The sequence below is a fragment of the Reyranella sp. genome (genome assembly GCF_965249915.1).
In the GTDB taxonomy this organism is placed as follows: domain Bacteria; phylum Pseudomonadota; class Alphaproteobacteria; order Reyranellales; family Reyranellaceae; genus Reyranella.
On the sequence record NZ_OZ252257.1, the window covers coordinates 1,712,277 to 1,733,960 of the forward strand.

Annotated in this window: 20 protein-coding genes and 1 tRNA gene; 10 read left to right on the top strand and 11 right to left on the bottom strand. The window is 66.3% G+C overall.

From position 1 onward, the window contains the following. Positions 1-9 precede the first annotated feature (9 nt). The 3 genes from glpX (at position 10) to ACP15H_RS08625 (ending at position 3,009) form a co-directional block, all read left to right on the top strand. Positions 10-1,008, top strand: a complete 999-nt coding sequence (gene glpX / locus ACP15H_RS08615) for a class II fructose-bisphosphatase (RefSeq protein WP_425065788.1) — start codon at positions 10-12, stop codon at positions 1,006-1,008. A 62-nt stretch (positions 1,009-1,070) separates the two neighbouring features. Continuing rightward, positions 1,071-2,891, top strand: coding sequence for a single-stranded-DNA-specific exonuclease RecJ (recJ, locus tag ACP15H_RS08620; RefSeq protein ID WP_425065789.1), 1,821 nt, complete (start codon positions 1,071-1,073; stop codon positions 2,889-2,891). A 42-nt stretch (positions 2,892-2,933) separates the two neighbouring features. After that, a tRNA-Glu gene (locus ACP15H_RS08625) sits at positions 2,934-3,009 on the top strand. 268 nt (positions 3,010-3,277) lie between these two features. Here the strand turns inward: ACP15H_RS08625 and msrA are convergent. The 3 genes from msrA to ACP15H_RS08640 all read right to left on the bottom strand — a co-directional run bounded on the left by msrA (position 3,278) and on the right by ACP15H_RS08640 (position 5,024). After that, positions 3,278-4,006, bottom strand: coding sequence for a peptide-methionine (S)-S-oxide reductase MsrA (gene msrA / locus ACP15H_RS08630; protein WP_425065790.1), 729 nt, complete (start codon positions 4,004-4,006; stop codon positions 3,278-3,280). Positions 4,007-4,020: 14 nt separating this feature from the next. Then, the gene (msrB, locus tag ACP15H_RS08635) at positions 4,021-4,536 is read right to left on the bottom strand and encodes a peptide-methionine (R)-S-oxide reductase MsrB (RefSeq protein ID WP_425065791.1); all 516 of its coding nucleotides are present in this window, start codon (positions 4,534-4,536) and stop codon (positions 4,021-4,023) included. 77 nt (positions 4,537-4,613) lie between these two features. Next, the gene (locus tag ACP15H_RS08640; RefSeq protein WP_425065792.1) at positions 4,614-5,024 is read right to left on the bottom strand and encodes an avidin/streptavidin family protein; all 411 of its coding nucleotides are present in this window, start codon (positions 5,022-5,024) and stop codon (positions 4,614-4,616) included. Between the two features lie 124 nt (positions 5,025-5,148). Between ACP15H_RS08640 and oxlT the strand changes: the two genes are divergently transcribed. Beyond that, entirely contained in the window at positions 5,149-6,384 is a 1,236-nt protein-coding gene (oxlT, locus tag ACP15H_RS08645; protein WP_425065793.1) for an oxalate/formate MFS antiporter, read from the top strand. 3 nt (positions 6,385-6,387) lie between these two features. On the opposite strand, the gene ACP15H_RS08650 is transcribed toward oxlT, so the two are convergent. Next, positions 6,388-7,365: a Bug family tripartite tricarboxylate transporter substrate binding protein gene (locus ACP15H_RS08650; protein ID WP_425065794.1), complete on the bottom strand. Its 978-nt coding sequence runs from the start codon at positions 7,363-7,365 to the stop codon at positions 6,388-6,390. A gap of 36 nt (positions 7,366-7,401) precedes the next feature. Here ACP15H_RS08650 and ACP15H_RS08655 point away from each other — a divergent pair, with 36 nt between their 5' ends. Both ACP15H_RS08655 and ACP15H_RS08660 read left to right on the top strand, forming a co-directional pair. After that, positions 7,402-8,679, top strand: a complete 1,278-nt coding sequence (locus ACP15H_RS08655; protein ID WP_425065795.1) for an NAD(P)-binding protein — start codon at positions 7,402-7,404, stop codon at positions 8,677-8,679. Beyond that, a complete protein-coding gene (locus ACP15H_RS08660) occupies positions 8,669-8,998 on the top strand; it encodes a hypothetical protein (protein ID WP_425065796.1) in 330 nt (109 codons plus the stop codon). Before ACP15H_RS08655 ends, ACP15H_RS08660 begins: the two co-directional genes overlap by 11 nt. 175 nt (positions 8,999-9,173) lie before the next feature. Here ACP15H_RS08660 and ACP15H_RS08665 read toward each other — a convergent pair whose 3' ends face one another. Continuing rightward, a complete protein-coding gene (locus ACP15H_RS08665) occupies positions 9,174-10,715 on the bottom strand; it encodes a DHA2 family efflux MFS transporter permease subunit (RefSeq protein ID WP_425065797.1) in 1,542 nt (513 codons plus the stop codon). Between the two features lie 45 nt (positions 10,716-10,760). Between ACP15H_RS08665 and ACP15H_RS08670 the strand changes: the two genes are divergently transcribed. After that, a complete protein-coding gene (locus ACP15H_RS08670) occupies positions 10,761-11,210 on the top strand; it encodes a MarR family winged helix-turn-helix transcriptional regulator (protein ID WP_425065798.1) in 450 nt (149 codons plus the stop codon). Next, positions 11,207-12,307 carry an HlyD family secretion protein gene (locus tag ACP15H_RS08675; RefSeq protein WP_425065799.1) on the top strand — a complete coding sequence of 367 codons (1,101 nt, stop codon included), beginning with the start codon at positions 11,207-11,209 and terminating at the stop codon, positions 12,305-12,307. The genes ACP15H_RS08670 and ACP15H_RS08675 overlap by 4 nt, the downstream gene beginning before the upstream one ends. Positions 12,308-12,719: 412 nt before the next feature. Here the strand turns inward: ACP15H_RS08675 and ACP15H_RS08680 are convergent, their stop codons facing one another. The 3 genes from ACP15H_RS08680 to ACP15H_RS08690 all read right to left on the bottom strand — a co-directional run bounded on the left by ACP15H_RS08680 (position 12,720) and on the right by ACP15H_RS08690 (position 16,462). Beyond that, complete coding sequence (locus ACP15H_RS08680) at positions 12,720-13,751, bottom strand: OmpA family protein (RefSeq protein WP_425065800.1); 1,032 nt, start codon at positions 13,749-13,751, stop codon at positions 12,720-12,722. Positions 13,752-14,180: 429 nt separating this feature from the next. Next, positions 14,181-15,233: a WD40/YVTN/BNR-like repeat-containing protein gene (locus tag ACP15H_RS08685; RefSeq protein WP_425065801.1), complete on the bottom strand. Its 1,053-nt coding sequence runs from the start codon at positions 15,231-15,233 to the stop codon at positions 14,181-14,183. Between the two features lie 14 nt (positions 15,234-15,247). Next, the gene (locus tag ACP15H_RS08690) at positions 15,248-16,462 is read right to left on the bottom strand and encodes an ABC transporter substrate-binding protein (RefSeq protein WP_425065802.1); all 1,215 of its coding nucleotides are present in this window, start codon (positions 16,460-16,462) and stop codon (positions 15,248-15,250) included. Between the two features lie 77 nt (positions 16,463-16,539). Here ACP15H_RS08690 and ACP15H_RS08695 point away from each other — a divergent pair, with 77 nt between their 5' ends. Next, the gene (locus tag ACP15H_RS08695; protein WP_425065803.1) at positions 16,540-17,280 is read left to right on the top strand and encodes a dienelactone hydrolase family protein; all 741 of its coding nucleotides are present in this window, start codon (positions 16,540-16,542) and stop codon (positions 17,278-17,280) included. 17 nt (positions 17,281-17,297) lie between these two features. Here the strand turns inward: ACP15H_RS08695 and ACP15H_RS08700 are convergent, their stop codons facing one another. Further along, positions 17,298-17,801, bottom strand: coding sequence for a VOC family protein (locus ACP15H_RS08700; RefSeq protein WP_425065804.1), 504 nt, complete (start codon positions 17,799-17,801; stop codon positions 17,298-17,300). A 42-nt stretch (positions 17,802-17,843) separates the two neighbouring features. After that, the gene (locus tag ACP15H_RS08705; RefSeq protein ID WP_425065805.1) at positions 17,844-19,430 is read right to left on the bottom strand and encodes an ABC transporter substrate-binding protein; all 1,587 of its coding nucleotides are present in this window, start codon (positions 19,428-19,430) and stop codon (positions 17,844-17,846) included. A 62-nt stretch (positions 19,431-19,492) separates the two neighbouring features. Here ACP15H_RS08705 and ACP15H_RS08710 point away from each other — a divergent pair, with 62 nt between their 5' ends. Continuing rightward, a complete protein-coding gene (locus tag ACP15H_RS08710; protein WP_425065806.1) occupies positions 19,493-20,443 on the top strand; it encodes a Bug family tripartite tricarboxylate transporter substrate binding protein in 951 nt (316 codons plus the stop codon). A 7-nt stretch (positions 20,444-20,450) separates the two neighbouring features. Here the strand turns inward: ACP15H_RS08710 and ACP15H_RS08715 are convergent, their stop codons facing one another. Next, positions 20,451-21,683 carry an MFS transporter gene (locus ACP15H_RS08715; RefSeq protein WP_425065807.1) on the bottom strand — a complete coding sequence of 411 codons (1,233 nt, stop codon included), beginning with the start codon at positions 21,681-21,683 and terminating at the stop codon, positions 20,451-20,453. Position 21,684 lies beyond the last annotated feature (1 nt).

The window sequence follows — 21,684 nt, forward strand, 5'->3', positions numbered from 1 at the left end:
GAGGGAATCATGGCCGACACGAAAGAGCAGACCGGGAAGATGGACCGCAACCTCGCGCTGGAAGCGGTGCGGGTGACGGAGGCGGCGGCCCTCGCGGCTTCCAAGCTGATGGGACGCGGCGACGAGAAGATGGCCGACCAGGCTGCCGTGGATGCCATGCGGACCACGCTCAATTCGCTGGCCATCGAGGGCACCGTGGTGATCGGTGAGGGCGAGCGCGACGAGGCGCCCATGCTCTACATCGGCGAGAAGGTCGGCATGGGCGGCGGTCCGAAGATCGACATCGCCCTCGATCCGCTCGAGGGCACGACGATCACCGCCAAGGGGCTCCCCAATTCGCTCGCCGTCATGGCGATGGCCGAGCATGGCGGCTTCCTCAACGCGCCCGACGTCTACATGGACAAGATCGCCGTCGGCGGTGGCTTGCCCGAGGGTATCGTCGATCTCGACAAGAGCGTGTCAGAAAACCTGAAGGACCTGGCAAAGGCCAAGAAGGTCGATGTCAACGACCTCGTCGTCTGCATTCTCGACCGGCCGCGCCACTCCGACCTCATCGCCAAGGTGCGCGCCGCCGGCGCCCGCATCATGCTGATCGGCGACGGCGATGTCTCTGGCGTGATCGCCACCTCGACCGGCGATTCCGGCATCGACATCTACATGGGCTCGGGCGGCGCGCCGGAAGGCGTGCTGGCGGCGGCGGCCCTGCGCGCCATCGGCGGCCAGATCCAGGGCCGGCTGCTGTTCCGCAACGACGACGAGAAGGCCCGCGCCAAGAAGTGGGGCATCACCGACCTCAACCGCAAATACTCGATGACCGACATGGCCAAGGGCGACGTGATGTTCGCGGCCACGGGCGTCACCTCGGGGTCGATGCTGAAGGGCGTGCGTCGCTTCCACAACGGCGCCGAGACGCATTCGATCGTCATGCGTTCCAAGACCGGCACGGTGCGCTGGGTCTCTGCGCATCACAATTTCTCGGTGAAGAACGGCCTGCCGAGCTGGGCGTAAGCCCCGCTCCGTCGGCCGACGTCCTGGCGCGCTTCTGCCGCGCTTTGGGCTAGGGTGGCCGCATGTCCGACTCATCAAGAATCGAGCGCCCGGCCTTTCTGGGCGTCGAGCACTCGCTGACGGGAAAGCGCTGGGCCACGCGGCTCGGTGACGAGCGCCAGGCGCTGGCCATTGCCCAGCGCCATGGCCTGCCCGATGCCATCTGCCGGCTGCTGGCGGCGCGGGAAGTCGGCCTCGATTCGGTCGCTGATTTTCTCGAGCCGACCTTGCGCAGGTTCCTGCCGGACCCGTCGCATCTCAAGGACATGGACGCCGCTGTCGAGCGTCTGGTGCGCGCCGTGCAGACTGGCGAGCGCATCGTCGTGTTCGGCGACTATGACGTCGATGGCGCCACCTCGTCGGCGCTTCTGCTGCGCTTCTTCCGGGCCGTCGGCGGCAATATCGGCGTCTACATCCCGGACCGCCGCAAGGAAGGCTACGGTCCCAACGCGCCGGCGCTGCTGAAGATCAGGGAGGAGGGCGCCTCCGTGGTCGTCACGGTCGATTGCGGCATCACCGCCTTCGAGCCGCTGAGTGAAGCCCGGCGCGTCGGGCTCGACCTCATCGTGATCGACCACCATATGGCGGAGATCGCGCTGCCGGACGCGGTGGCCGTGGTCGATCCCAACCGCCTCGACGACGAAAGCCCGCATAAGCACCTCGCCGCGGTGGGGGTCGCCTTTCTCCTGTGTGTCGGCGTCAATCGCGCGCTGCGCGGGGCGGGCTGGTACGGCACGTCGCGGCCCGAACCCGACTTGCGGCAATGGCTCGATCTCGTAGCCCTGGGCACCGTGTGCGACGTCGTCCCGCTGCTGGGCATCAACCGTGCGCTGGTCAAAGCCGGCCTCCAGGTGATGTCGAAGCGCGGCAATGCCGGGCTGTCGGCCCTGGCCGACGTGGCCCGCATGAAGGAGGCGCCCGAGGCCTACCATCTGGGCTTCCTGCTGGGGCCGCGGGTCAATGCCGGCGGCCGGGTCGGCCAGGCCGATCTCGGCGCGCGTCTGCTCTCCAGCGACGATCCGCATGAGGTCGGCGCGCTGGCAGTGCGGCTCGACGAGTTCAACGCCGAGCGCCGCGCCATCGAGCGCGACGTGCTGGACCAGGCGATCACGCGGATCGAGGGACTTTACGGGCCGAGCGCCAAGGACCTGCCGTCGGCGCTTCTGGTCGAGAGCGAGGGCTGGCATGTCGGCGTGATCGGCATCGTGGCCAGCCGCCTGGTCGAACGGTACGGCCGGCCGGTCTTCGTGATCGGTATGGACGGCGCCATCGGCAAGGGGTCGGGCCGCTCGGTCCGCGGCGTCGATCTCGGCGCGGCGGTCATCGCGGCGCGCCAGGCGGGGCTGCTGGTCAACGGCGGCGGTCATGCCATGGCGGCCGGCCTGACGGTGGCGCGCGACTCGCTGCCCGAGCTGACGCGCTTCCTGGACGAGCGGATCGGCCCGCAACTCGGTGTCGCACCGCCGGTTCGCGAGCTGGGAATCGACGCGGCCCTCGCGCCGGCTGCCGCCACCCGGGAACTGGTCGAGATGATCGAGCGTGCCGGACCGTTCGGGGCCGGCAATGCGCAGCCGCGCTTCGCCCTGACAGGGGTGAGGGTGAGTTACGCCCAGCCGGTGGGCGAGGGCCATGTCCGCTGCACCCTGGTCGGCGCCGAGCGCGGCCGGGTTGATGCCATCGCCTTCCGGGCCGGCCAGAGCGCGCTGGGACCGGCTCTGCTCGATTCTGCGCGCCCCGTGCTGCACGTGGCCGGGGCCCTCCGACTCGACCGCTTCGGCGGCCGCGAAACGGTTCGTCTGCAAATCGACGACGCCGCTAGCGCGACCGGCTCTGTGCTCGCTTGATTTTCCCCGTTCAAGCCGGTATTGCAGCCGCTCTTCGGCTTCGTTCCCTTCGTCTAGAGGCCTAGGACACTGCCCTTTCACGGCGGCGACACGGGTTCGAATCCCGTAGGGAACGCCAATCCTCTCCAGATGGGTTGGACCCGCCTCACGGCTTGGCGGGCTTCACTGCCACAAGTTCGCAGACCTTGAGCTTTGAGCGATCGGTCCACTCCAGGAAGATCTCCTTGGCTGCCGCGCCGAGGCTGGGGGCCCATCAGTGTGTGTCCGGCAGGTGAACTCCGTCCGCGCGACAGGGCAGCGGACGCCGGCGCTTTGCGCCTAGGCGCCGGCGGAAAAAGAGCCCACCAACAGAGTCGACAGCATGAACGCCGGCGAGAGTGACGGCGTTATTTCGCGGCCGCCACGCGCAGGAGCACGGGCTCGCTTCGCCACGAGGCGGGGAAGAGGCGCTTCAGTCCCTCGATCTTGGGGAGATCGAAACGGGCGATATACGGGTTGGCCGGGTGCAGGGTCGCGTAGTCCTGGTGATAGGCCTCGGCCGCGTAGAACGGCGCGGCCTCGTTCAGCTGCGTCACGATCTTCTTCGGGAAGACATGTGCCTGCTCGAGCTGGGCGATGTACGCCTCGGCAATACGCCGCTGCTGGGGATCGGAGAAGAACAGGGCCGAGCGATACTGCGTGCCGACGTCCGGGCCCTGGCGGTTGAGCTGCGTGGGATCGTGCGCCACGGAAAAGAAGATCTGCAGGATCTGACCGTAGCTGATGACCCTCGGATCGAACGTCACTTCGACGCTCTCGGCATGGCCGGTCCGGCCCGACGTCACCATCTCGTAGACGGCCTTGTCCTTCGGCCCGCCAGCGTAGCCGGAGACGGCACGGCTCACCCCCTTGGTGTGCTGGTAGACCGCCTGCACGCCCCAGAAGCAGCCGCCCGCGAGCACGGCTGTCTCCGACGTGGCGTCGGCCTTGCGCTCGTCCAGCGCGGGAGGCGGCACCACGACCATCGCCTCCTGTGACCAGGACGGCGCCGAGGTGAGAAAAGCCGCTCCCAGCACGGCAAAGCCGGAAAGACGGAGGATGCGACGTCGGCTTCGATTATTTCGAATATCGGTCATGGATCGCTCCTTGCTCAGGCCGAGGTTACCGCGAAAACCATTGCCACGCCGTTCATGCAGTAGCGCAGTCCGGTCGGCTTCGGCCCGTCGTCGAAGACATGGCCGAGATGGCCGCCGCACTGGGCGCAATGGACGGAGACGCGCTTCATGAAGAGCGAGGTGTCTGTCTCCGTGCCGACCGCATGGTCGAGCGGCGCCCAGAAACTGGGCCAGCCGGTGCCGCTGTCGAACTTGGTGGCCGAGGAGAACAAGGGAAGCTGACAGCCGGCGCAGGCGAACGTGCCCTTGCGATGCTCGTCGTTCAGCGGACTCGAATAGGGCCGCTCGGTACTCGAGCGACGGAGCACGGTGTACTGGGCCGGCGTGAGGAGCTTTTTCCACTCGGCATCGGTGTGCGAGACCTTGAAGACCGCTTCCGCGGTCGCGGGCCGGCTGCGCCAGGGCAGAGCTCCTGCGAGCAGAGCCACGGCAGCGACACCGGCGCTCAGTTTCACGACGTGCCTTCTATGGGGTCGGCCAGCGTTTGCCATGAGCGTCCTCCGAGGGAACGCCCTCTATGTGGTCGCCCGACACGCTGCGTCCAACTGACTATTTTGCGAGGTCGCCGTTACTGCTTCGTATAGGAATCGGAACCGGTTCGGACCGTTGGGGCGCCGTACTCGTCGAAGGTCACGACCCATTCGACGCCGAGGCGGCCTTGATTGAAGTAGCCGGTCCATGACGTGATCGAGTTGCAGTCGACCGACGCGTTCTTCCAGAGCACCGTGTAGGAAATGCGCTGGCCGTCCATCCAGCCGACCAAAGGAAACGCGACGCCGGCACATTTGTAGCCCGCCGCGTTGTTGGAGTAGGTGCCGGTGACTTTGCCATCCGGGCCGATCGACTGGATGACCAGCACCGAGCCATGGTCGTTGGCCCAGGTGCCCGTAACGGAGGCCGATTGAGCGTTTGCCCCATAAGGGGTGAGGGCGAGGGCTGCCAGGGAAAGCCCCAGGATCGACGAGAGACGGTGGCTCATTCAGGGTCCGATGATGCTCGTTGGACGCCAGTGCATCCCAACTCGTCCGATCTTTCCAGTGAAAACTAGCCGCGCCAATGTCCATTCTGTATCACTTCGGGACAACCACGGTGCATCGGCGGACATGACGGCTCCTCTTACCAATCGCTGGGCACAGCTCCTGGCCGGCATCGTCTGCATGGTGATGATCTCCAGCCTTCAGCATGGCTGGACCCTGTTCGTGCACCCGATCAACGCGAAATACGAGTGGGGGCGCGCGGCCATCCAGGTCGCGTTCACGGTCTTCATCCTGAGTGAAACCTGGCTCGTGCCTTTCGAAGGTTGGTTCGTCGACAAGTTCGGCCCGTTGCCGGTTGCGCTGCTGGGCGGCGTGTTCGTGGCCGCCGCCTGGGGCCTGAATTCGGTCGCCGATTCACTGCCGCTGCTCTATCTCGGCGCCGCCCTGGGCGGCATCGGCGCGGGATGCGTCTATGGCACCTGTCTCGGCAATGCGCTGAAGTGGTTTCCGGATCGTCGTGGCCTGGCAGCCGGCCTGACGGTGGCGGGATATGGCATCGGCTCGGCGCTCACGATCATCCCCATACACCATACGATCGAGCATCACGGCTACGAGGCGGCGTTCCTCTGGTTCGGCCTGGGGCAGGGCGTGCTGGTCTGCATCGCGGCGCTGGCGCTGCGCAAGCCACAGGCCAGCGCCCTGGCGATCCCCGAGCGGTTGCCGCATGCGCTGCACGACCACACGCCGGGCGAGGTGCTGCGGTCACCGCTCTTCTGGGTGCTCTTCGTGATGTCGTTGCTGGTGACGGCGGCCGGGCTGACCTTCACCGCCAATCTCGCGGGCATCGCCCGCAACTTCGGGGTGGCCGACGTGCCGGTCAGCATGCTGGGCCTGACTCTCCCGGCACTGACTTTCGCGCTGACCTTCGACCGGGTCACCAACGGCATCGCACGGCCGCTCTGCGGCTGGCTCTCGGACTATATCGGCCGCGAGAACACGATGTTCTTCGCCTTCACGCTCGGGGCACTGAGTATCCTGGCCTTTGCACGATGGGGCGATGAGCCGGTGATGTTCGTGCTGCTGGTCAGCCTGGTCTTCTTTGCCTGGGGCGAGGTCGCCAGCCTCTTCCCGGCCACCTGCACCGACTATTTCGGGTCCGGTTACGCCACCACCAATGCCGGCATGCTGCACACCGCGAAGGGCTTCGCTGCCATGCTGGTCCCGCTGTCCGATCCGCTGGTGCGGGCAACGGGCGACTGGCAGATCGTCTTTGCCCTCGCCGTGGGCGCAAACGCCATCGCGGCCGTGCTGGGCATCGCGGTCCTGCGGCCGATGCGGGCGGCGTGGCTGCGGCGCGAGTAGCGATTACTCGGGCTTCAGCAGGCCGCTCTTCTGCAGTTCCTCGATCGCGGCGTCTTCCTTCTGCAGGAAGGCGGTGAGCTGCTGCGGCGAGAGCGATTCGGTCTCGGCGCCGAGATCGTTCAGCTTCTCCCTCACGGCAGGATCGCCGAGCGCGCCGGCCACGGCGTCGTTCAGTTTCTTCACGATGTCGGGCGGCGTATCCGCCGGCGCCATGAGGACGATCGGCGTGGTGCTGGCGAAGTCCTTGACGCCCATCTCCTGAAGGGTCGGCGTATCGGGTAGCTGGCCGGCACGGCGCGCGGTGGTCACGACGATGGCGCGCAGCCGGCCGCCGCGGACATGGCCGATCGAGGCCGGCACCTGGTCGATCACGGCGTCGATCTGGGCGGCCAGCAGGTCGTTCAGGGCCAGGCCGTTGCTCTTGTAGGGAATGATGTTGAAGCGCACGTCGAGCGCCTTCTGGAGCTGCAGCAACGCCAGATGGTTGGTGCTGCCGTTGCCGGGGTGGCCGATCGTGGGCTTGCCCGGGTTGGCGCGCAGGTAGGCGAGCAGGGCGGGCCAATCGCGGATCGGGTTGTTGGCGTTGACCACGATGTCCATCGGCGAGGTGCTGAGCAGGGCAACCGGTGCGAAACTCGCCAGCGTGTAGGGCGGCTTGCCGCCGGTCATGCGCGGGCTCACGAGGAACGTGCCGGTCGAGCCCAGGACCAGCGAGTAACCGTCGGGCGGCGACTTCGCGACCGCCTCGGCACCGATCGCGCCACCGGCACCGCCGCGATTCTCGACGATCACCTGCTGACCCAGCCGCCTGGCCAGCGCCTCGGCGAAGAGACGGCCCGTGAGGTCGGCATTGCCGCCCGGGGCGAAGGGCACGACAAGGCGGATCGGCTTGTCGGGATAGGCGGCCTGCGCGAAGGCGTGGCCGGCAGGCAAGGCAGCCAGCAGGGTCGTGATCGTCGTGCGTCGCGTGACCGACTTCATGTCGTGAAACCTCCCGTTACCGTCTAGTGTTGCCGCATGATAACCGGGGGCAGGCTGGGCGCACGCGCCGTCATCGTCGGAGCCGGCATCGCAGGCCTCGCGGCGGCGGCGGCGCTCGCATCGTTCTTCGAAACGGTCGAAGTCTTCGAGAAGGACGACCTTCCGGACGCGCCGCATCCGCGAAAGGGCGTTCCGCAGGACCTGCAGGTGCATACCCTGCTGAAGGGCGGTGAACTCGCCCTGGAGAGTTTGATGCCGGGGACGCGCTCGGCGCTTCTGGCGGCCGGCGCGACCGAGGTGCGGCAGACCGAGGATGTTTCGATCTGGGAGCGGGATGCTTGGCACGCGGCGCGCGACCTCGGGCACAGCCAGCTCATGATGAGTCGCCCGGCGTTCGAGCAGGCGCTGCGACGTCAGGTTCTCAGACTCGGCAATATCGTGATCCGCGATCGCACGGCGGTCGAGGCGCTTCCGTCCGATGCCGACCTGACGGTGATTGCGACGGGCCGAGGCAACAGGCTGCTGGCGCATACGGTGGTCCCCGAGACGGTGCTCGGAATCGAGGTGAGCTACAGCTCGGCCCGCTTCGCCAAGCCGGCCGGCTTCCGTGGCGAGCGCCGGTTCATCGCCTGCATTCCACAGCCGCCGGACGATCGCTACGGACTCGTCTGTCCGGTCGAGAACGACGAATGGCTGATCACCTTGTGCAGCCGCTTCGACAACCGGGTGCCGGACGATCTCGACGGGTTCCGCGCCTACGCCGCGGCGCTACCGGTGCCCGACATTGCCGACCGTCTTCGCGAGGCTGTGCCGCTGACGGCGGTGCACCGCTATCGCATCGCCGAGGCGCGATGGCGACACTTCGAGCGCGCCGACGGGCTGCCGCCGTGCGTGCTGCCGATCGGCGACTGCATCTCGAGCTTCAATCCGACGTTCGGCCAGGGCATGTCGGTCGCGGCCGGTCATGCCGTTGCCCTACGCGATGTGTTGGCGAACGGGCGGGGAATCCTCGATGGCGTCGCTGCGGCCTACCTGCCGCGGGCGGCGGAAGTCAGCCGGCAGGCCTGGGCGCTCGCCGCCATGGTCGACCTCGAATATCCGCGCACCGCGGGAGAGCGGCCACCGAACTTCGACAAGATGGTACTGGGTACCGAGGCGATGCGACGGGCCGCGGTGCTGCATCCGGAGGTCCAACTCCTGCGCTTCGAGATCGGCAATCTGGTGAAGCCGGATTCGGCCGCCCGCAGCGGACCGGCGGCGCGGCTGGTCGCGCGCGAGATGGCCCGGGCTGGAGGACGCACGCGTGAGCGGTGAGGGACGGCCTGATCTCGAAAGCCTGCGACGCCAGATGTGGGCGCGCCAGAACCAGGCGAGGGCGGCCGTGCGGGCCTACAATCGCGCCTCGTGGATCCGGTTCGCCCTGGTGTTCATCCCCGTGCCGCTGATCGTCGTCACGTTCCGCCTCTACCTCGAGGCCTGGCACTATTACATCCTGGGCGGCGCCTTCATCTTCTTCGCGGGCCTGCTCTACGTGCTCGACGACCGCGCCACGGATCGGCGCGAGGCGGCGCTGAAGGCCGCGAGGATCGCGCGGGCGACCTATCAGGAAGCGCGATCGGCGGCGCGGGGGTGAGGCGTTTCAATTGGGTCTCTGGGGAGACGTCTACGCGCAATATTGTTGCGACATCGACGCCCGATCCAGGGGTGCGACATCGGCTTCGTTTGTTTCGTTTATTTCGGTTATTTTGTTTATTGGCGCGGATCCCGGATGTTCGGCGCGCGGTCACAGGCGATTGCGCGCGCCTCCGTCATCTTCTGGCCCGCCGGCCGATCAGCAGGATCAGCGGAATCGCCATCGCCGAACAGGCCGTATAGAGGCCGAAGGCGTTGATGTAGCCGATCATGGCCGCCTGTCGGCTGATCTCCTTCGACAGTTTCGCAAGGCCGGACACCGTCTCGTAGTCCCAGCCGCCGGTCACCCAGGGCAGGGCCAGTGCCTTGTTGTAGGGATTCACCAGCTCGACCATGCGGCTGTAGTTGGTGCTGGTCGCCCGCACGATCTCGGCGACGCAGATCGAGATGAAGAAGCTGGAGCCGATGTTGCGCAGCAGGTGATAGACCGCCGTGCCCTCGGCCAGGTTGGCACCGCTCATGTTCGAGAAGGTGACCAGGGTAAGCGGCACCCAGATCACGCCGACAGCGACACCCTGCAGCAGGCTGTTGAGCATCAGCGTGTTCATGTCGACATTGAGATCGATCGCCATCAGCCAAACGCCGGACAAGGTCTGCAGCAGGAACCCCGCGATCAGGCCGATGCGCGGATCCATGCGGCCCACGAAAATGGCGAGGAAGAAGCCGATGGTGGCACCGACGCCGCGCGCCGCGATGACTTCGCCGATCAGCGAATCGGGGAAGCCGGCATGCTGTTGCAGCAGCGGCGGCAGCAGCACCATCGGCGTGAAGTTCAGCATGCCGTAGATCAGCACCAGGACGAGGCCGAGCGCATAGTTGCGGTCGAGCAGGAGCTTCAGGTTCAGGAACGGCCGTTCCGCCGTGAGACTATGGGCAAGGAAGATCCAGAACGAGACCACGGCAATGAAGGCCTCGATCTGGATCTCGATCGAGTCGAACCAGTCGAGCCGCTGGCCGCGCGACAGGACGAGCTGAACGCAGGCGATGGCGACGGAGAGCGAGAGGAAGCCCGTCCAGTCGAGGCGGGTGCGGCCGGTCGGCCGGTCATAGGGCAGGGTGAGACGCAGCCCGATGAACGAGATCACGCCCACGGGGACGATCATGTAGAAGGCCCAACGCCAGCTATAGATTTCGGAGAGCATGCTGCCGACGGTGGGGCCGATCACCGGGCCGATGACGACGGCCATGCCGAAGATCGACGTCACGAGGCCCTGCTGCCGCTTCGGGAAGGTGTCGAGCAGGATGGTCTGCGACAGCGGGATGACCGGGGCGCCCAGCGCGCCCTGCAGGACCCGCCACAGGATCAGCGTCTCCAGCGAATCGGCCAGGCCGCACATCAGGGTCGTCAGTGTGAAGGCCAGCACCGACCAGATCATGGTCTCGCGCCGCCCGAAGCGCGCCGCCAGCCAGCCCGTCATCGGCGTCGCGACGGCGGTGGCCAGGATGTTGAAGGTCATGGCCCAGGCGATCTCGTCCTGGGTGGCCGACATGGTGCCCTGCATCTGCGGCAGCAGGGTCGAGGCTATCAGCAGGGTGGTGGCGTAGAGGGTCGAGCCCAGGACCACCATGACGAGAATCAGGATGCGCTTGCCGAGCGAGGTCTCGACCTCATCGGCAGCAGGCGGGGCGGCGTCGGCGGTGGTGGCGCTTGAACTCATGGCCTGGGCTATTGTAGCCTAGACAACAATCTCGAGCGAGCCGCCTTGGGTCCCGACGACGACGAATATATCGGCTACGTGCTATCGGACGTTGCGCGCCTGATCCGCACCGTGTTCGACCGGCGCGTGCGTGACATCGGCCTGACCCGCGCCCAGTGGCTGGTGCTCACCCGGCTCTATCGCCGGCCCGGCGCCAGCCAGACCGAACTCGCCGACATGCTCGAGATCGACCGTGCCAGCGCCGGCCGCATGATCGACCGCATGCAGAAGAACGGCTGGGTCGAGCGCCGCGCCGACAGCGACGACCGCCGCATCAATCGCCTGTTTCTCACCGCCGACGCCCGCCGTGCGCACAAGAATATGTGGGCGATCGCCGAGGCCACGGTCGACGATGCGCTGGCGCCGCTCTCCGCGATCGAACGCGAGCAGTTCACGCGGTTCGCGGCGCGGGTGAAGGGCCGACTCCAGACCATGGCGGGGGCGCACGGAACATGAGCCGCCGCCCGGTACCCGTCCTGCGATTGGTGCTGCTGCTGGCGGTGCCGTTGCTGGCCGCCGGCGGCGCGGGCTGGTGGTGGCTGTCGGGGGGACGCTATGTCTCGACCGACAATGCCTATGTGAAGGCCCATATCGTCCAGATCGCGCCCGAAGTGTCCGGCCAGGTCCGCCGGGTCCTGACCCGCGACCATGCGTCCGTCGAGGCCGGCGCCCAACTGTTCACCATCGAGTCCCGCCCGTTTCGTCTGGCGCTCGACAGCGCCGAGGCCGAACTCGATTCGGCGCGGGCCCATGTCGAGAACCTGCGCGGCATCTGGCGGGAGGCGGTGGCCGAACTGGCCGATGCCGAGGCGCGCGCCGACTATTTCCAGCGCCAGGCCCAGCGCCAGGAGGAACTCGCGCAGAAGGGCGTGGCGTCGGCCAGCAAGCGCGACGAATCGCAGAACGACGCGCGGGCCGCGGCGGATCGCGTGTCGACCGCGCGGGAGAAATTGCGGCGGGTGCTGGCGGCGCTGAACGGCGATCCCGAGTTGGCGGTCGAGGCCCATCCGCTGGTGCGGGAGAAGACGGCGGCCCGCGAGCGCGCGGCGCTCGATCTCGCCCGCACGACGATCCGCGCGCCGGTCGACGGCGTGGTGGTCAACATGCGGCTGCAGCAGGGCGAGCAGGTCAGGGCGGCGACGCCACTCTTCTCGCTGGTCGTGCTGAGTCGGCCCTGGGTCGAGGCGAACTTCAAGGAAACCGAGCTGACCCACGTGAAGGTCGGGCAGAAGGCCACCGTGGTGCTCGACACCTATCCCGACGTGACCTGGGAAGCGCTGGTCGAGAGCGTGAGCCCGGCCACCGGCGCGGAGTTCGCGATCCTGCCGCCGCAGAATGCCAGCGGGAACTGGGTGAAAGTCGTGCAGCGCCTGCCGGTGAAGCTGCGGCTGCTGCCCCATGTCGGTGAACCGCCGCTGCGTGCCGGCATGACAGCGGCGGTCAGGATCGACACCGGCCGCCAGCGCGATCTCGGGAGCCTTCTGGTCGGCACGAAGGACGCGCCGCCGGTATCCGCGTCACCGCCGCACGACGTCACGGCCCAGTCGAAATAGTCTCATGGGAGCGCGCCACTGCAGCGGCGCTCATGATCATGATCGCGCCACGGGAGTGGCGCGCTCCGATGATCACCGCACGCCAACGAGCGCGGCGTAAAGTTCGGGGCACCGGGGATGCTGCACCGGCCGCAAAGATATGGCTCGCGTCGCTGTCGCGTGTAAGCCGGGGCGCAGGTATTGAAACGAATCGAGCCTGCGATGTCGCGAGTCGACGAAATCTTCTTCGCGGCTTAGGAGGCAAGCCGCCGACATCCAAGCGGGCCCGTCGCGACGAAGTTCACTCGGAATACTGGTTGCGCGAAGGGGGCGTCAAAAAAAGAAACGGCCGGGAATTACCCGGCCGCTCCCCCGACTTTCCAACGACAGGCCAGTGCTTTGGACGGTCTGGTGCTGGGTCAACAGCAGGTTGTTACTGGATGACGATTTCGACGCGGCGGTTCTGCGGCTCGCGGACGTTCGGGCCGGTCTGGACCAGCAAACCCTGCTCGCCACGGCCAACCACCGCGATCGCGGTCGCCGGCACGCCTTCGCGAACCAAGGCGTCCTTGACGGCGTTCGCACGACGCAGCGACAGCGCCATGTTGTAGGCCTCGGTGCCCGACGTGTCGGTATGACCGGTTGCCGTGATGCGGGCGTTGCCCTTTGCCTTGTAGGCACCGGCAGCCTGCTTGATCGTGGTCAGGGCTTGAGCCGACAGGTTCGAGCGATCCCAGTCGAAGAACACCATGAAAGACGGCGGCGCAACGACCGGCGGCGGCGGCGGCGGAGCAGCCGGTGCCGAGCCGAACTTGAGCTGCAGGCCCACCATCAAGCTGAAGTTGTTATTCGGCACTGTACCGTTCAATTGGAACGGAAAACCCGCCACTCTGCCCGAGTAGTTGTAGTTGGGAGCGGTCGTACCATAGTAACGGCCTTCCAGATTGAGCCGGATCTGAGGATCGATATTCCAGCCCACGCCCGCCATTGCTTGATACGCAAACGCCGTGGCGTTGGCCGTGCCCCCGGCGGCACCAGCCGTGAGGAAAGCGACACCAGCGCCAGCACCCACATACGGAACGAACATCTGGCCGGCCATGAAATCATAGTAGCCGTTGGCCATGACCGATATTTGATCGACATTGGAGTTAGTGCCGCCGCCGGCCCCCGGTATGCTTACGGTACCGTAGTTGCTGCGGTAAACGCCTTCGAGCTCCACACGAGGCCCCAGAAAGTCGTAGCCGATAACGCCGCCGGCAAGCCAACCGGTGTTGTAATTTGCGTTGAGCTGCGTGCTTGCCGATCCGAACGGCGGAACCGTGAGAGTTCCGGTGAAGGTGCTGTTCAGCATCCAATTGAGACCGCCTTCGGCACCAATGTAGACACCCCCGGGCTGCAAGGACTGGGCCTGCGCGGCCAGCGGCAGTGAGAACACTGCAGCAGCGACGACTAGAGTCTTCTTCATAATTTTAATCTCCCCAAATTTCCGCTACCGGAAAATGTCTGGTGCGGTGCTTAAGCAACTCCTGATTATCCTCAGTGGAAATGCAGCGCCAGATTGAATACAACCCGAGCGGACTTTTGGAAGATGTTGTGGCAACCATGTAACAATGGCTTGCCCCGTTTTATGGATACGGTTCAGCGCGTTGACGCACCATCAAGCCACTCGCCCGACCGCTCGTCTCGCCTGACGACGCATTCGGCGACCGCCTTCATGTCATACCCGAGAACCCGCAAATCGGTCGGCCGGCGTGGCGGCACGAAGGACGCGCCGCCGGTATCCGCGTCACCGCCGCACGACGTCACGGCCCAGTCGAAATAGTCTCATGGGAGCGCGCCACTCCCGTGGCGCTCATGATCATGATTGCGCCACTGGAGTGGCGTGCTCCGATGATCACCCGCACGCCAGCGAATAGATGTGCTGGACTTCGCCGGGGAGGGGCATGGCCTGCCAGGTCCGGCCGGCATCGCGGGTGCCGAAGACCTCGCCGTCGTAGCGGGCGCCGATATAGACCTGTCCCGCATCGGTGGGATGCAGGCCGATCGACATGATGGTGCCGTGCACCTCGACCTTGTCGAAGCGCGTCCAGCTCTCACCGCCATCCTCGCTGCGATAGAGGCCGCCATCCTGGCTCGCTGCGGCGACCGAGAGGGCGGAGTAGAGGGTGTTGGATTCGACGGGCGAGACGCGGATGTCGCGGCCGTAGGTGGTGGGCGAGAAGCGGCCGACCTCCATGTCCTTCCAGGTGCGGCCCTGATCGCCGCTGCGAAACAGGCCCATGCGCACGGCCAGCCACAGCCCGTCGGGATCGGCCGGGTTGATGGTGACGGCATGACCGTCAAGCATGCCTTCGGCCGTCGTGTCGCTCACGATCCGGCTCTTGAGATGCTCCTGCTCGGCGAGCTTCAGCAGGCCCGCGCTGCAATCGGTCCAGGTCTGGCCGAGATCGATGCTGCGCATGACGCCGTTGATTTCGAGCGCGGCGTAGAGCTCGTCGTGGCGCCTGGGATGCTGCACCAGCCGCATCACCCGGGACGCGAACGGTCCCGTGCAGTGGGTATCGATGGACGGATCGGGAAGGGCCCGCCAGGACGCACCGCCATCGTCGCTGCGATAGACGCCGATCGGCGAGGCGCCGGCGAATACCCGGTCCGGATCGCGGGAGTCGACCAGGAAGGACCAGACCTGCCGGCCGGCGTCGGGGAAGGCGGTCCGGCGGAAGGTGGCGCCGCGATCGGTGCTGCGCCACACGCCGTCGTTGGTTCCGGCGAAGACGATCTCCGGATTCTGGGGATGGACGGAGACGGTGAAGGCCTGGACGGCGCCCAGCACATGCTGCCAGTCGCCGCCCGCGGTGCCGCGGCGGAAGATACCGACACGGCCTTTGTGGTCCGGTTTCCCGAAATAGCCGGCGACGCCGACATAGAGGTTCGACTGCTCGGCCATTTCGGACTCCCGGTTCAGTTCTTCTTGACCAGCGGGCACTCGCTGTCGGCCAGCGGCCGGAACGCTTCCTCGCCGGAGATGGTGGCCAGCAGCTTGTAATAGTCCCACGGGCCCTTCGACTCGGAGGGCTTCTTCACCTCGAACAGATACATGTTGTGCATCTTGCGGCCGTCCTGGCGGACGTAGCTGGCGCCGAACAGGGGATCGTCCCACTTGGCGGCCTTCATCGCGGCCATCACCTTGTCGGCATCGTCCGTGCCGGTCGACTTGACCGCGTTCAGGTAGGCAAGCGTCGCCGAATAGAAGCCGGCCTGCGCGCTGGTCGGCATCTTGCCGTTGAAGCGGGCGGCAAAGCGCTTGGAGAAGGCCCGCGTCTGGTCGTTGAGATCCCAGTAGAACGCCTCGGTCAGGTTCAGGCCCTGCGCCCGCTCGAGTCCCAGCGAATGGATGTCGGAGATGAAGACCAGCAGGCCCGCGAGCTTCTGGCCGCCCTTGACGATGCCGAACTCGGAGGCCTGCTTGATCGAGTTGATCGTGTCGCCGCCGGCATTGGCCAGGCCGATGATCTGCGCCTTCGAGGCCTGTGCCTGCAGCAGGAACGACGAGAAATCGTTGGTGTTGATCGGGTGCTTGACGCCGCCGACCACGGTTCCGCCGGCCTTCTTGACGACGGCGGAGACGTCGCGCTCCAGCGCATAGCCGAAGGCATAGTCGGCGGTGAGGAAGAACCAGGTCTTGCCGCCGGCCTTGACGACCGCCGAGCCGGTGCCGTTCGCCAGAGCCGTCGTGTCGTAGACCCAATGGATCATGTAGGGATTGCAGAGCTTGCCGGTGAGGTCCGACGAGGCCGGATCCGGTGCGATGAAGATCTTCTTCTTGTCGCCGGCGACGCGGCCGGCCGCGATCGACGACGAGGAGGCGCCGGCGCCCATCACCATGTCGACCTTTTCGTTGTCGAACCAGCGGCCCACCGTGGTCGCCGCGACATCCGCCTTGTTCTGGATATCGCCGGAGACGAACTCGATCTTCTGGCCGAGCACGGAGCCGCCGAAGTCTTCGATTGCCATCTGGGTGGCGAGCACCGCACCGGGACCGTTGATGTCGGCATAGAGGCTCGACAGGTCGGTGGCGACGCCGATCTTGACCGTATTGTCGGAAAGCTGGGCCGCCGCCGGCAGCGCCCAGGCCGCAAGGCAGAATGCGGCCGTGCTGAACAGGTTCCGTCTCATCGTCTCTCTCCCTAGGCTTTGTTATTGAGCGAAGCCTATCAAGGCGCCGGTAATCTGCAAGGCGGAGGAGACATCCCATGATCGAGAAAATTCTGGACATCCCAACCCGGGACGGGGCGATGGAGACCTTCATCTGCCATCCGGAGCGGGGCGGACCGTATCCGCCGGTGCTGTTCCTGATGGATGCGCCGGGCATCCGCGAGGAGCTCTATGACATGGCGCGCCGGCTGGCGACGGTCGGCTACTACGTGATGCTGCCCAACCTCTACTACCGCGCCGGCACCGACACGAAGTACGGGCCGGACGTGCTGAAGCATGGCAGCGCCGAACACGCCCGCATGCGCTCGGTCCGCACCAAGATGACGATCCCGCCGGTCATGGACGACGTGGCCGCGATGATCGCCTTTGCGGATGCCCAGAAGGAATCGAAGCAGGGGCCGGTCGGTACCCATGGTTACTGCATGAGCGGCCCGTACTCGCTGGCAGCGGCCGCGCGCTTCCCGGACCGGATTGCGGCGGCGGCGTCCTTCTATGGAACCTGGCTGGTGAGCGATGCGGTCGAGAGTCCGCATCTGACCCTGGGCAAGGCCAAGGGGGAACTCTACATTTCCTGCGCCGAGCATGACGAGCTGGCGCCGCCCGACATGGTCAAGGAACTGAAGTCGCTGTTCGACAAATCCGGCGCGAGAGGGGAACTCGAGATCCAGCCGACCGTGCACCATGGCTTCGCCTTCCCGCAGCGCTGGTGCTACGACAAGCCGGCCGCCGAGCGGCACTGGGAGCGTCTGATCGCGCTCTACCGCCGCAACCTCGGCTGACGCCTCGGAAGATGCACTCAGGCCGTTGCCGATGAAGCGGGCTTGCGTGCCTGCCAGTCGGCGAGCTTGGCCCGCGCCCCATTCTTCGTGGGGTCCATCGCCGATTCCTGTCCCGGGACCTTGGCGGCGAGTTCGATCACGTAGCCGTTGGGATCGCGAAAGTAGATCGACCGGATGAAATGATGGTCGGAGACGCCGCGGACCTCGCGGCCCTCCGACTTTCCTTTGGCGAACATTCGCTCGAGATGCTCGGGTTCGACCTCCAGGGCGATGTGGAGGTCGAAATCGTGCTGGTCCTTGAAGGCGAACGGCATGTCCGGCGCCTCGAAGAAGGCGAGGCAGGAGCCGTCGTCGAGCTGGAAGAAGGTGTGCAGCACGCCGGCGCCGGTCGTGCGGCCGGTCTTCGTCTGCTCGATCAGGAGCGTGTGGACGAGGGGGAGACCGAGAAAGTCCTCGTAGAACTTCCTCGTCTCCTCCGAGTCACGGCAGCGATAGGCGTTGTGGTGCAGACCCTTGATCATCGAAACCTCCGGTCAGATCGTCGTTACGAACCTGGCGCCGTCCTAACGGTCGAGCCAGACATCCTCGAAACGCCAGTGATTGTAGATGGTGTTGACCGCCAGGTTCACGGCCTTCACTTCGGGGCGCCAGCAGGTGCCGCCCCAGCCATGCTGGATGACCGGGCGGGCGCCGTCCTCCTGCAGCTTCTTGTCGATCTCCCACACCAGCTTCCGGCGGGCCTCTAGGTCGGTCATCATCGACTGCTGGTCGAACAGCTTCTCGACTTCCGGATTGCAGTAGTTGGTGTAGTTGCGCTCCGAGCCGCATCGGAAAGTCTCGTAGAAGACGACGTCCGGATCGTCGACGCCAACGCCCTGGACGTTCATGCCGATGGCGAAGTCGCGGCGCATCATCCTGTTGTACCAGACCGCGGTTTCGAGCGGCTCCAGCTCGGCCTGGATGTTCACCTGCTTCAGATGGTCGATCAGGATGACGGCCGGATCGCGGTAGCTCGGGATGTTGCGGGTCGAGACCTTGATCTTCAGGGGCTTGTCGGCCGTGTAGCCCAGCTCGGCCATGATCTTGCGGCCTTCCTCGCGCGACTTGGCCACGTCGGGGCCGTAACCCGCCACGGTCGTCAGGAACTCGGTCGGCATGCCCCAGAGGCCTTCCGGCGGTGGCAGCATTGCGCCGCCGATACGGTAGTTGCCCTGGCCCAGGATCTCGTTGAAGGCGCTGCGGTCGATGGAGAGTGCCATGGCGCGGCGGATCTTTGCGTCGTCGAAAGGCGGCTTCTCGCGGTTGACCAGCAGGTTGGCCTGGGTGTTTGTCGGCTGCGCCTCGCAGATCGCGGTCGGAGCCTGAACCTTGAGATCGTTGACCATGGACGGCGTGACGACGGAGGTGAAGGTCATGTCGAGTTTGCCGGCGACGAAGGTCAGCAGTGAGGTCGCCCGGTTGGGGATGATCGAGAACTCGATTGCGTCGAGATAGGGCCGGCCCGGCTTCCAGTAGTCCGGGTTGCGCGCGAGCTTGACCGACTCGTTCTGCTTCATCTCGACGAACTTGAACGGGCCGGTACCAATCGGCTTCTGCCGCATCTGCGCCGTCGAGACGTGGCAGGGATAGACCGGCGAAAAGGCCGCGGCGAGCATGGTGAGCAGCGACGGCTGGGGCCGCTTGAGGTGGAAAGTCGCTTCGCGGTCGCCATTGACCGTGACCTTCTCGAGATTGAAGTACCAGGTCTTGCGCGGGTTCTTGCGCAGCTTCGATTCGTCGGAGATCACCATGTCCCAGGTGCACTTCACGTCGGCGCTGGTGAAGGGCTTGCCGTCGTGCCACTTAACGCCGTCGCGCAGCTTGAAGGTCAGCTGCTTGCCGTCGTCGCTCCATTTCCACTCGGTGGCCAGCTCGGGGATGATGTTGCCCGGCGTGTTCTGCTTGGTCTTGGGATCGAACATCACCAGGTTGTTGTAGACCGACATGAACGGCATGACGGTCGAGATCGTCGCTTCCTCGTGGATCGACGCGCTCGGCGGATTGTCCATGTGAGCGATCTTGAGCGTGCCGCCGGATTTTTGTGCCCAGGCGGCCGGAGCGACGGCCAGGATCATGAGTACCGTGGCGAGCGGCAGCGACGGATTTTTCATCCTTTCGTTTCCTCCTTTTGTTTGGGATGACGCTAGCACTTCGGTCGGACTAGAGTCGGTCCATGAAAATCCTAAATTTGCTTGTCGGAATGCTGCTCGCGGTGCCGGCCTTCGCCCAGGACTATCCGTCCAAGCCGATCAAGATCATCACCGCCTTCGGTCCCGGCACGGCGACCGACATCGCCGCGCGTGCGATCGGCCAGGACATCGCCGTGCAGACCGGCCAGACCGTCGTGATCGAGAACAAGCCCGGCGCGGAAGGGCAGATTGCGGCCCAGTCCGCGGCTGCGGCGGCGCCCGACGGCTACACTCTGTTCTTCACGACGCAGACGACGCAGGCGATCAATCCGCACGTCTACAAGTCGCTGGCCTACGATCCGGTGAAGAGCTTCGCGCCGATCGCCGGCATCACGCTCGGCGCCCAGATCGTGATGGTGCGGAACGACCTGCCGGCCAAGACCATCCAGGAACTGGTTGCGCTTGCGAAGGCGCAGCCCGGCAAGCTGAGCTTCGGCAGCGGCAACGGGTCGAGCCGCGGCGGCGCCGAGCTGTTCCGCATCATGACGAAGACCGACCTTCTGGGCGTCCCGTACAAGACCCAGCCTCAGGCGATTGCGGATCTGTTGGGCGGTCGCATCGACATCATCTTCTCGGACTTCACGGTGGGCCTGCCGCCGGTCCTCGACGGACGGGCGCGCGGTCTGGCCGTCACCAGCAAGCAGCGCATTCCGGGCCTCGACCAGTTCCCGACCGTCGACGAGAGCGGCGTTCCGGGCTTCGAGATGTGGGCCTGGACGGCGCTCTACGCACCGGCCGGCACGCCGCGGCCGATCATCGACAAGCTCAACGCTCTCGTGCGGCAGGCGGCCAAGTCTCCGGCCTATCTCAACCTGCTGAAGACCAGCTACGGAATCTCGTTCGTGGGATCGCCCGAGGAGCTGGCGGCCTTCCAGGCCGTCGAAACCAGGAAGTGGGCCGAGATCGTGTCGACCGCCGGCATGAAGGAACCCTGACGAGGTTTCAGGAGGGACGCAGGCGGCGCAGCCGGGCCGACGTCACGATCTGCCAGACGGCCGCCGCGAGGACGCAGGCGGCGACCAGCAGGAAGGCGCTACGATAGTCGGCGACCGCGGCGATCAGGCCGAACAGAGGCGGCCCGATGACGGCGCCGGAGAAGGCCAGCGCGGTCTGGACCGCGGCGACGGCGGCCACCTGTCCCGGCGGCGCGAGGGCCGCGAACTCGGCGATCGACACGCCGTTCCAGCTGATGACGACCGTGCCGTAGGCGAAGACGATCAGGCCGATCAGCCAGTAGGGCGTCTCGGCCGAGATCAGGCTCGTGGCGACCGCGCCAAGGGCGATGCCGATTCCGGTCCAGCCCAGCAGCATCATGCGCGGAAACCGGTCGCCCAGGGCACCCAGGATCAGGCGCTGCACGGTGCCGCCGATCTGCGCCAGGAAGAGCAGGAAGCCCGCCTCGGCAATGCTGAGGCGGCAATGCTCGTAGAGATAGGTCACGAGGAAGAACGTGAAGGTGTGCTGCGCCACGACGTAGAGCAGCGCCGACCAGCCGAGAACACGCATCTCCGGGTGGCGCATCACGTGAACGATCGAGGACCAGATCCCGTCCGACGGTGCGGAGGGAGCGACCGAGGCATCGAGACGGGCGCGCAGCACTTCGAGGACGCCGGCGCCGACCAGCATGAGCGCCGCGGCGCAGAGCGAGGCGCCGCGCCAGCCGAGGGCCGGCAGCAGCAGGGGCAGGAAAATGCCCGCCGCGGCAAAGCCCAGGGGAACGCCGGTCTGCTTGACCGAGAAGACGAGGCTGAACCAAGCGCGCGGGACACGCTGGCTCAGTATGTGCGCCGAGGCGGGATTGATCGGACCCTGGGCGAAGCCGATGAACGCGACCGCGACGACGGTCGCGGCCACGTAGGCCGTGGCATTGAGCGCCAGGCCGATCGCGGCGGCCAACATGGCGAACTGGCAGACGCGGACCGCGCCCAGCCGCGAGATCGGCCCCGCGCTCCACAGGGCGACGCCGGAGGCGATGGCGTAGGTGACGGCGGTGAAGGCCCCGACCAGCTTCGGGGCGATCCCGAGATCGCGGGCCACCGCCGGCATCAACACGCTGAGCGACAGGACGGCCAGCGAGATCAGCATCTGCGTACCCAGCATCGCCCCGATCGGGACGAGCGCCGGCCGCAGACCGGGGCGCGGGCCTTCCGTGTTCGGCGCCGCGCCCGGTTGCATC

Bases quoted from the DNA above. Each gene is read 5' to 3' on its own strand.
- glpX (WP_425065788.1), top strand. From the start codon at position 10: ATGGCCGACACGAAAGAGCAGACCGGGAAGATGGACCGCAACCTCGCG.
- recJ (WP_425065789.1), top strand. From the start codon at position 1,071: ATGTCCGACTCATCAAGAATCGAGCGCCCGGCCTTTCTGGGCGTCGAG.
- msrA (WP_425065790.1), bottom strand. From the start codon at position 4,006: ATGACCGATATTCGAAATAATCGAAGCCGACGTCGCATCCTCCGTCTT.
- msrB (WP_425065791.1), bottom strand. From the start codon at position 4,536: ATGGCAAACGCTGGCCGACCCCATAGAAGGCACGTCGTGAAACTGAGC.
- ACP15H_RS08640 (WP_425065792.1), bottom strand. From the start codon at position 5,024: ATGAGCCACCGTCTCTCGTCGATCCTGGGGCTTTCCCTGGCAGCCCTC.
- oxlT (WP_425065793.1), top strand. From the start codon at position 5,149: ATGACGGCTCCTCTTACCAATCGCTGGGCACAGCTCCTGGCCGGCATC.
- ACP15H_RS08650 (WP_425065794.1), bottom strand. From the start codon at position 7,365: ATGAAGTCGGTCACGCGACGCACGACGATCACGACCCTGCTGGCTGCC.
- ACP15H_RS08655 (WP_425065795.1), top strand. From the start codon at position 7,402: ATGATAACCGGGGGCAGGCTGGGCGCACGCGCCGTCATCGTCGGAGCC.
- ACP15H_RS08665 (WP_425065797.1), bottom strand. From the start codon at position 10,715: ATGAGTTCAAGCGCCACCACCGCCGACGCCGCCCCGCCTGCTGCCGAT.
- ACP15H_RS08675 (WP_425065799.1), top strand. From the start codon at position 11,207: ATGAGCCGCCGCCCGGTACCCGTCCTGCGATTGGTGCTGCTGCTGGCG.
- ACP15H_RS08680 (WP_425065800.1), bottom strand. From the start codon at position 13,751: ATGAAGAAGACTCTAGTCGTCGCTGCTGCAGTGTTCTCACTGCCGCTG.
- ACP15H_RS08685 (WP_425065801.1), bottom strand. From the start codon at position 15,233: ATGGCCGAGCAGTCGAACCTCTATGTCGGCGTCGCCGGCTATTTCGGG.
- ACP15H_RS08690 (WP_425065802.1), bottom strand. From the start codon at position 16,462: ATGAGACGGAACCTGTTCAGCACGGCCGCATTCTGCCTTGCGGCCTGG.
- ACP15H_RS08695 (WP_425065803.1), top strand. From the start codon at position 16,540: ATGATCGAGAAAATTCTGGACATCCCAACCCGGGACGGGGCGATGGAG.
- ACP15H_RS08700 (WP_425065804.1), bottom strand. From the start codon at position 17,801: ATGATCAAGGGTCTGCACCACAACGCCTATCGCTGCCGTGACTCGGAG.
- ACP15H_RS08705 (WP_425065805.1), bottom strand. From the start codon at position 19,430: ATGAAAAATCCGTCGCTGCCGCTCGCCACGGTACTCATGATCCTGGCC.
- ACP15H_RS08710 (WP_425065806.1), top strand. From the start codon at position 19,493: ATGAAAATCCTAAATTTGCTTGTCGGAATGCTGCTCGCGGTGCCGGCC.
- ACP15H_RS08715 (WP_425065807.1), bottom strand. From the start codon at position 21,683: ATGCAACCGGGCGCGGCGCCGAACACGGAAGGCCCGCGCCCCGGTCTG.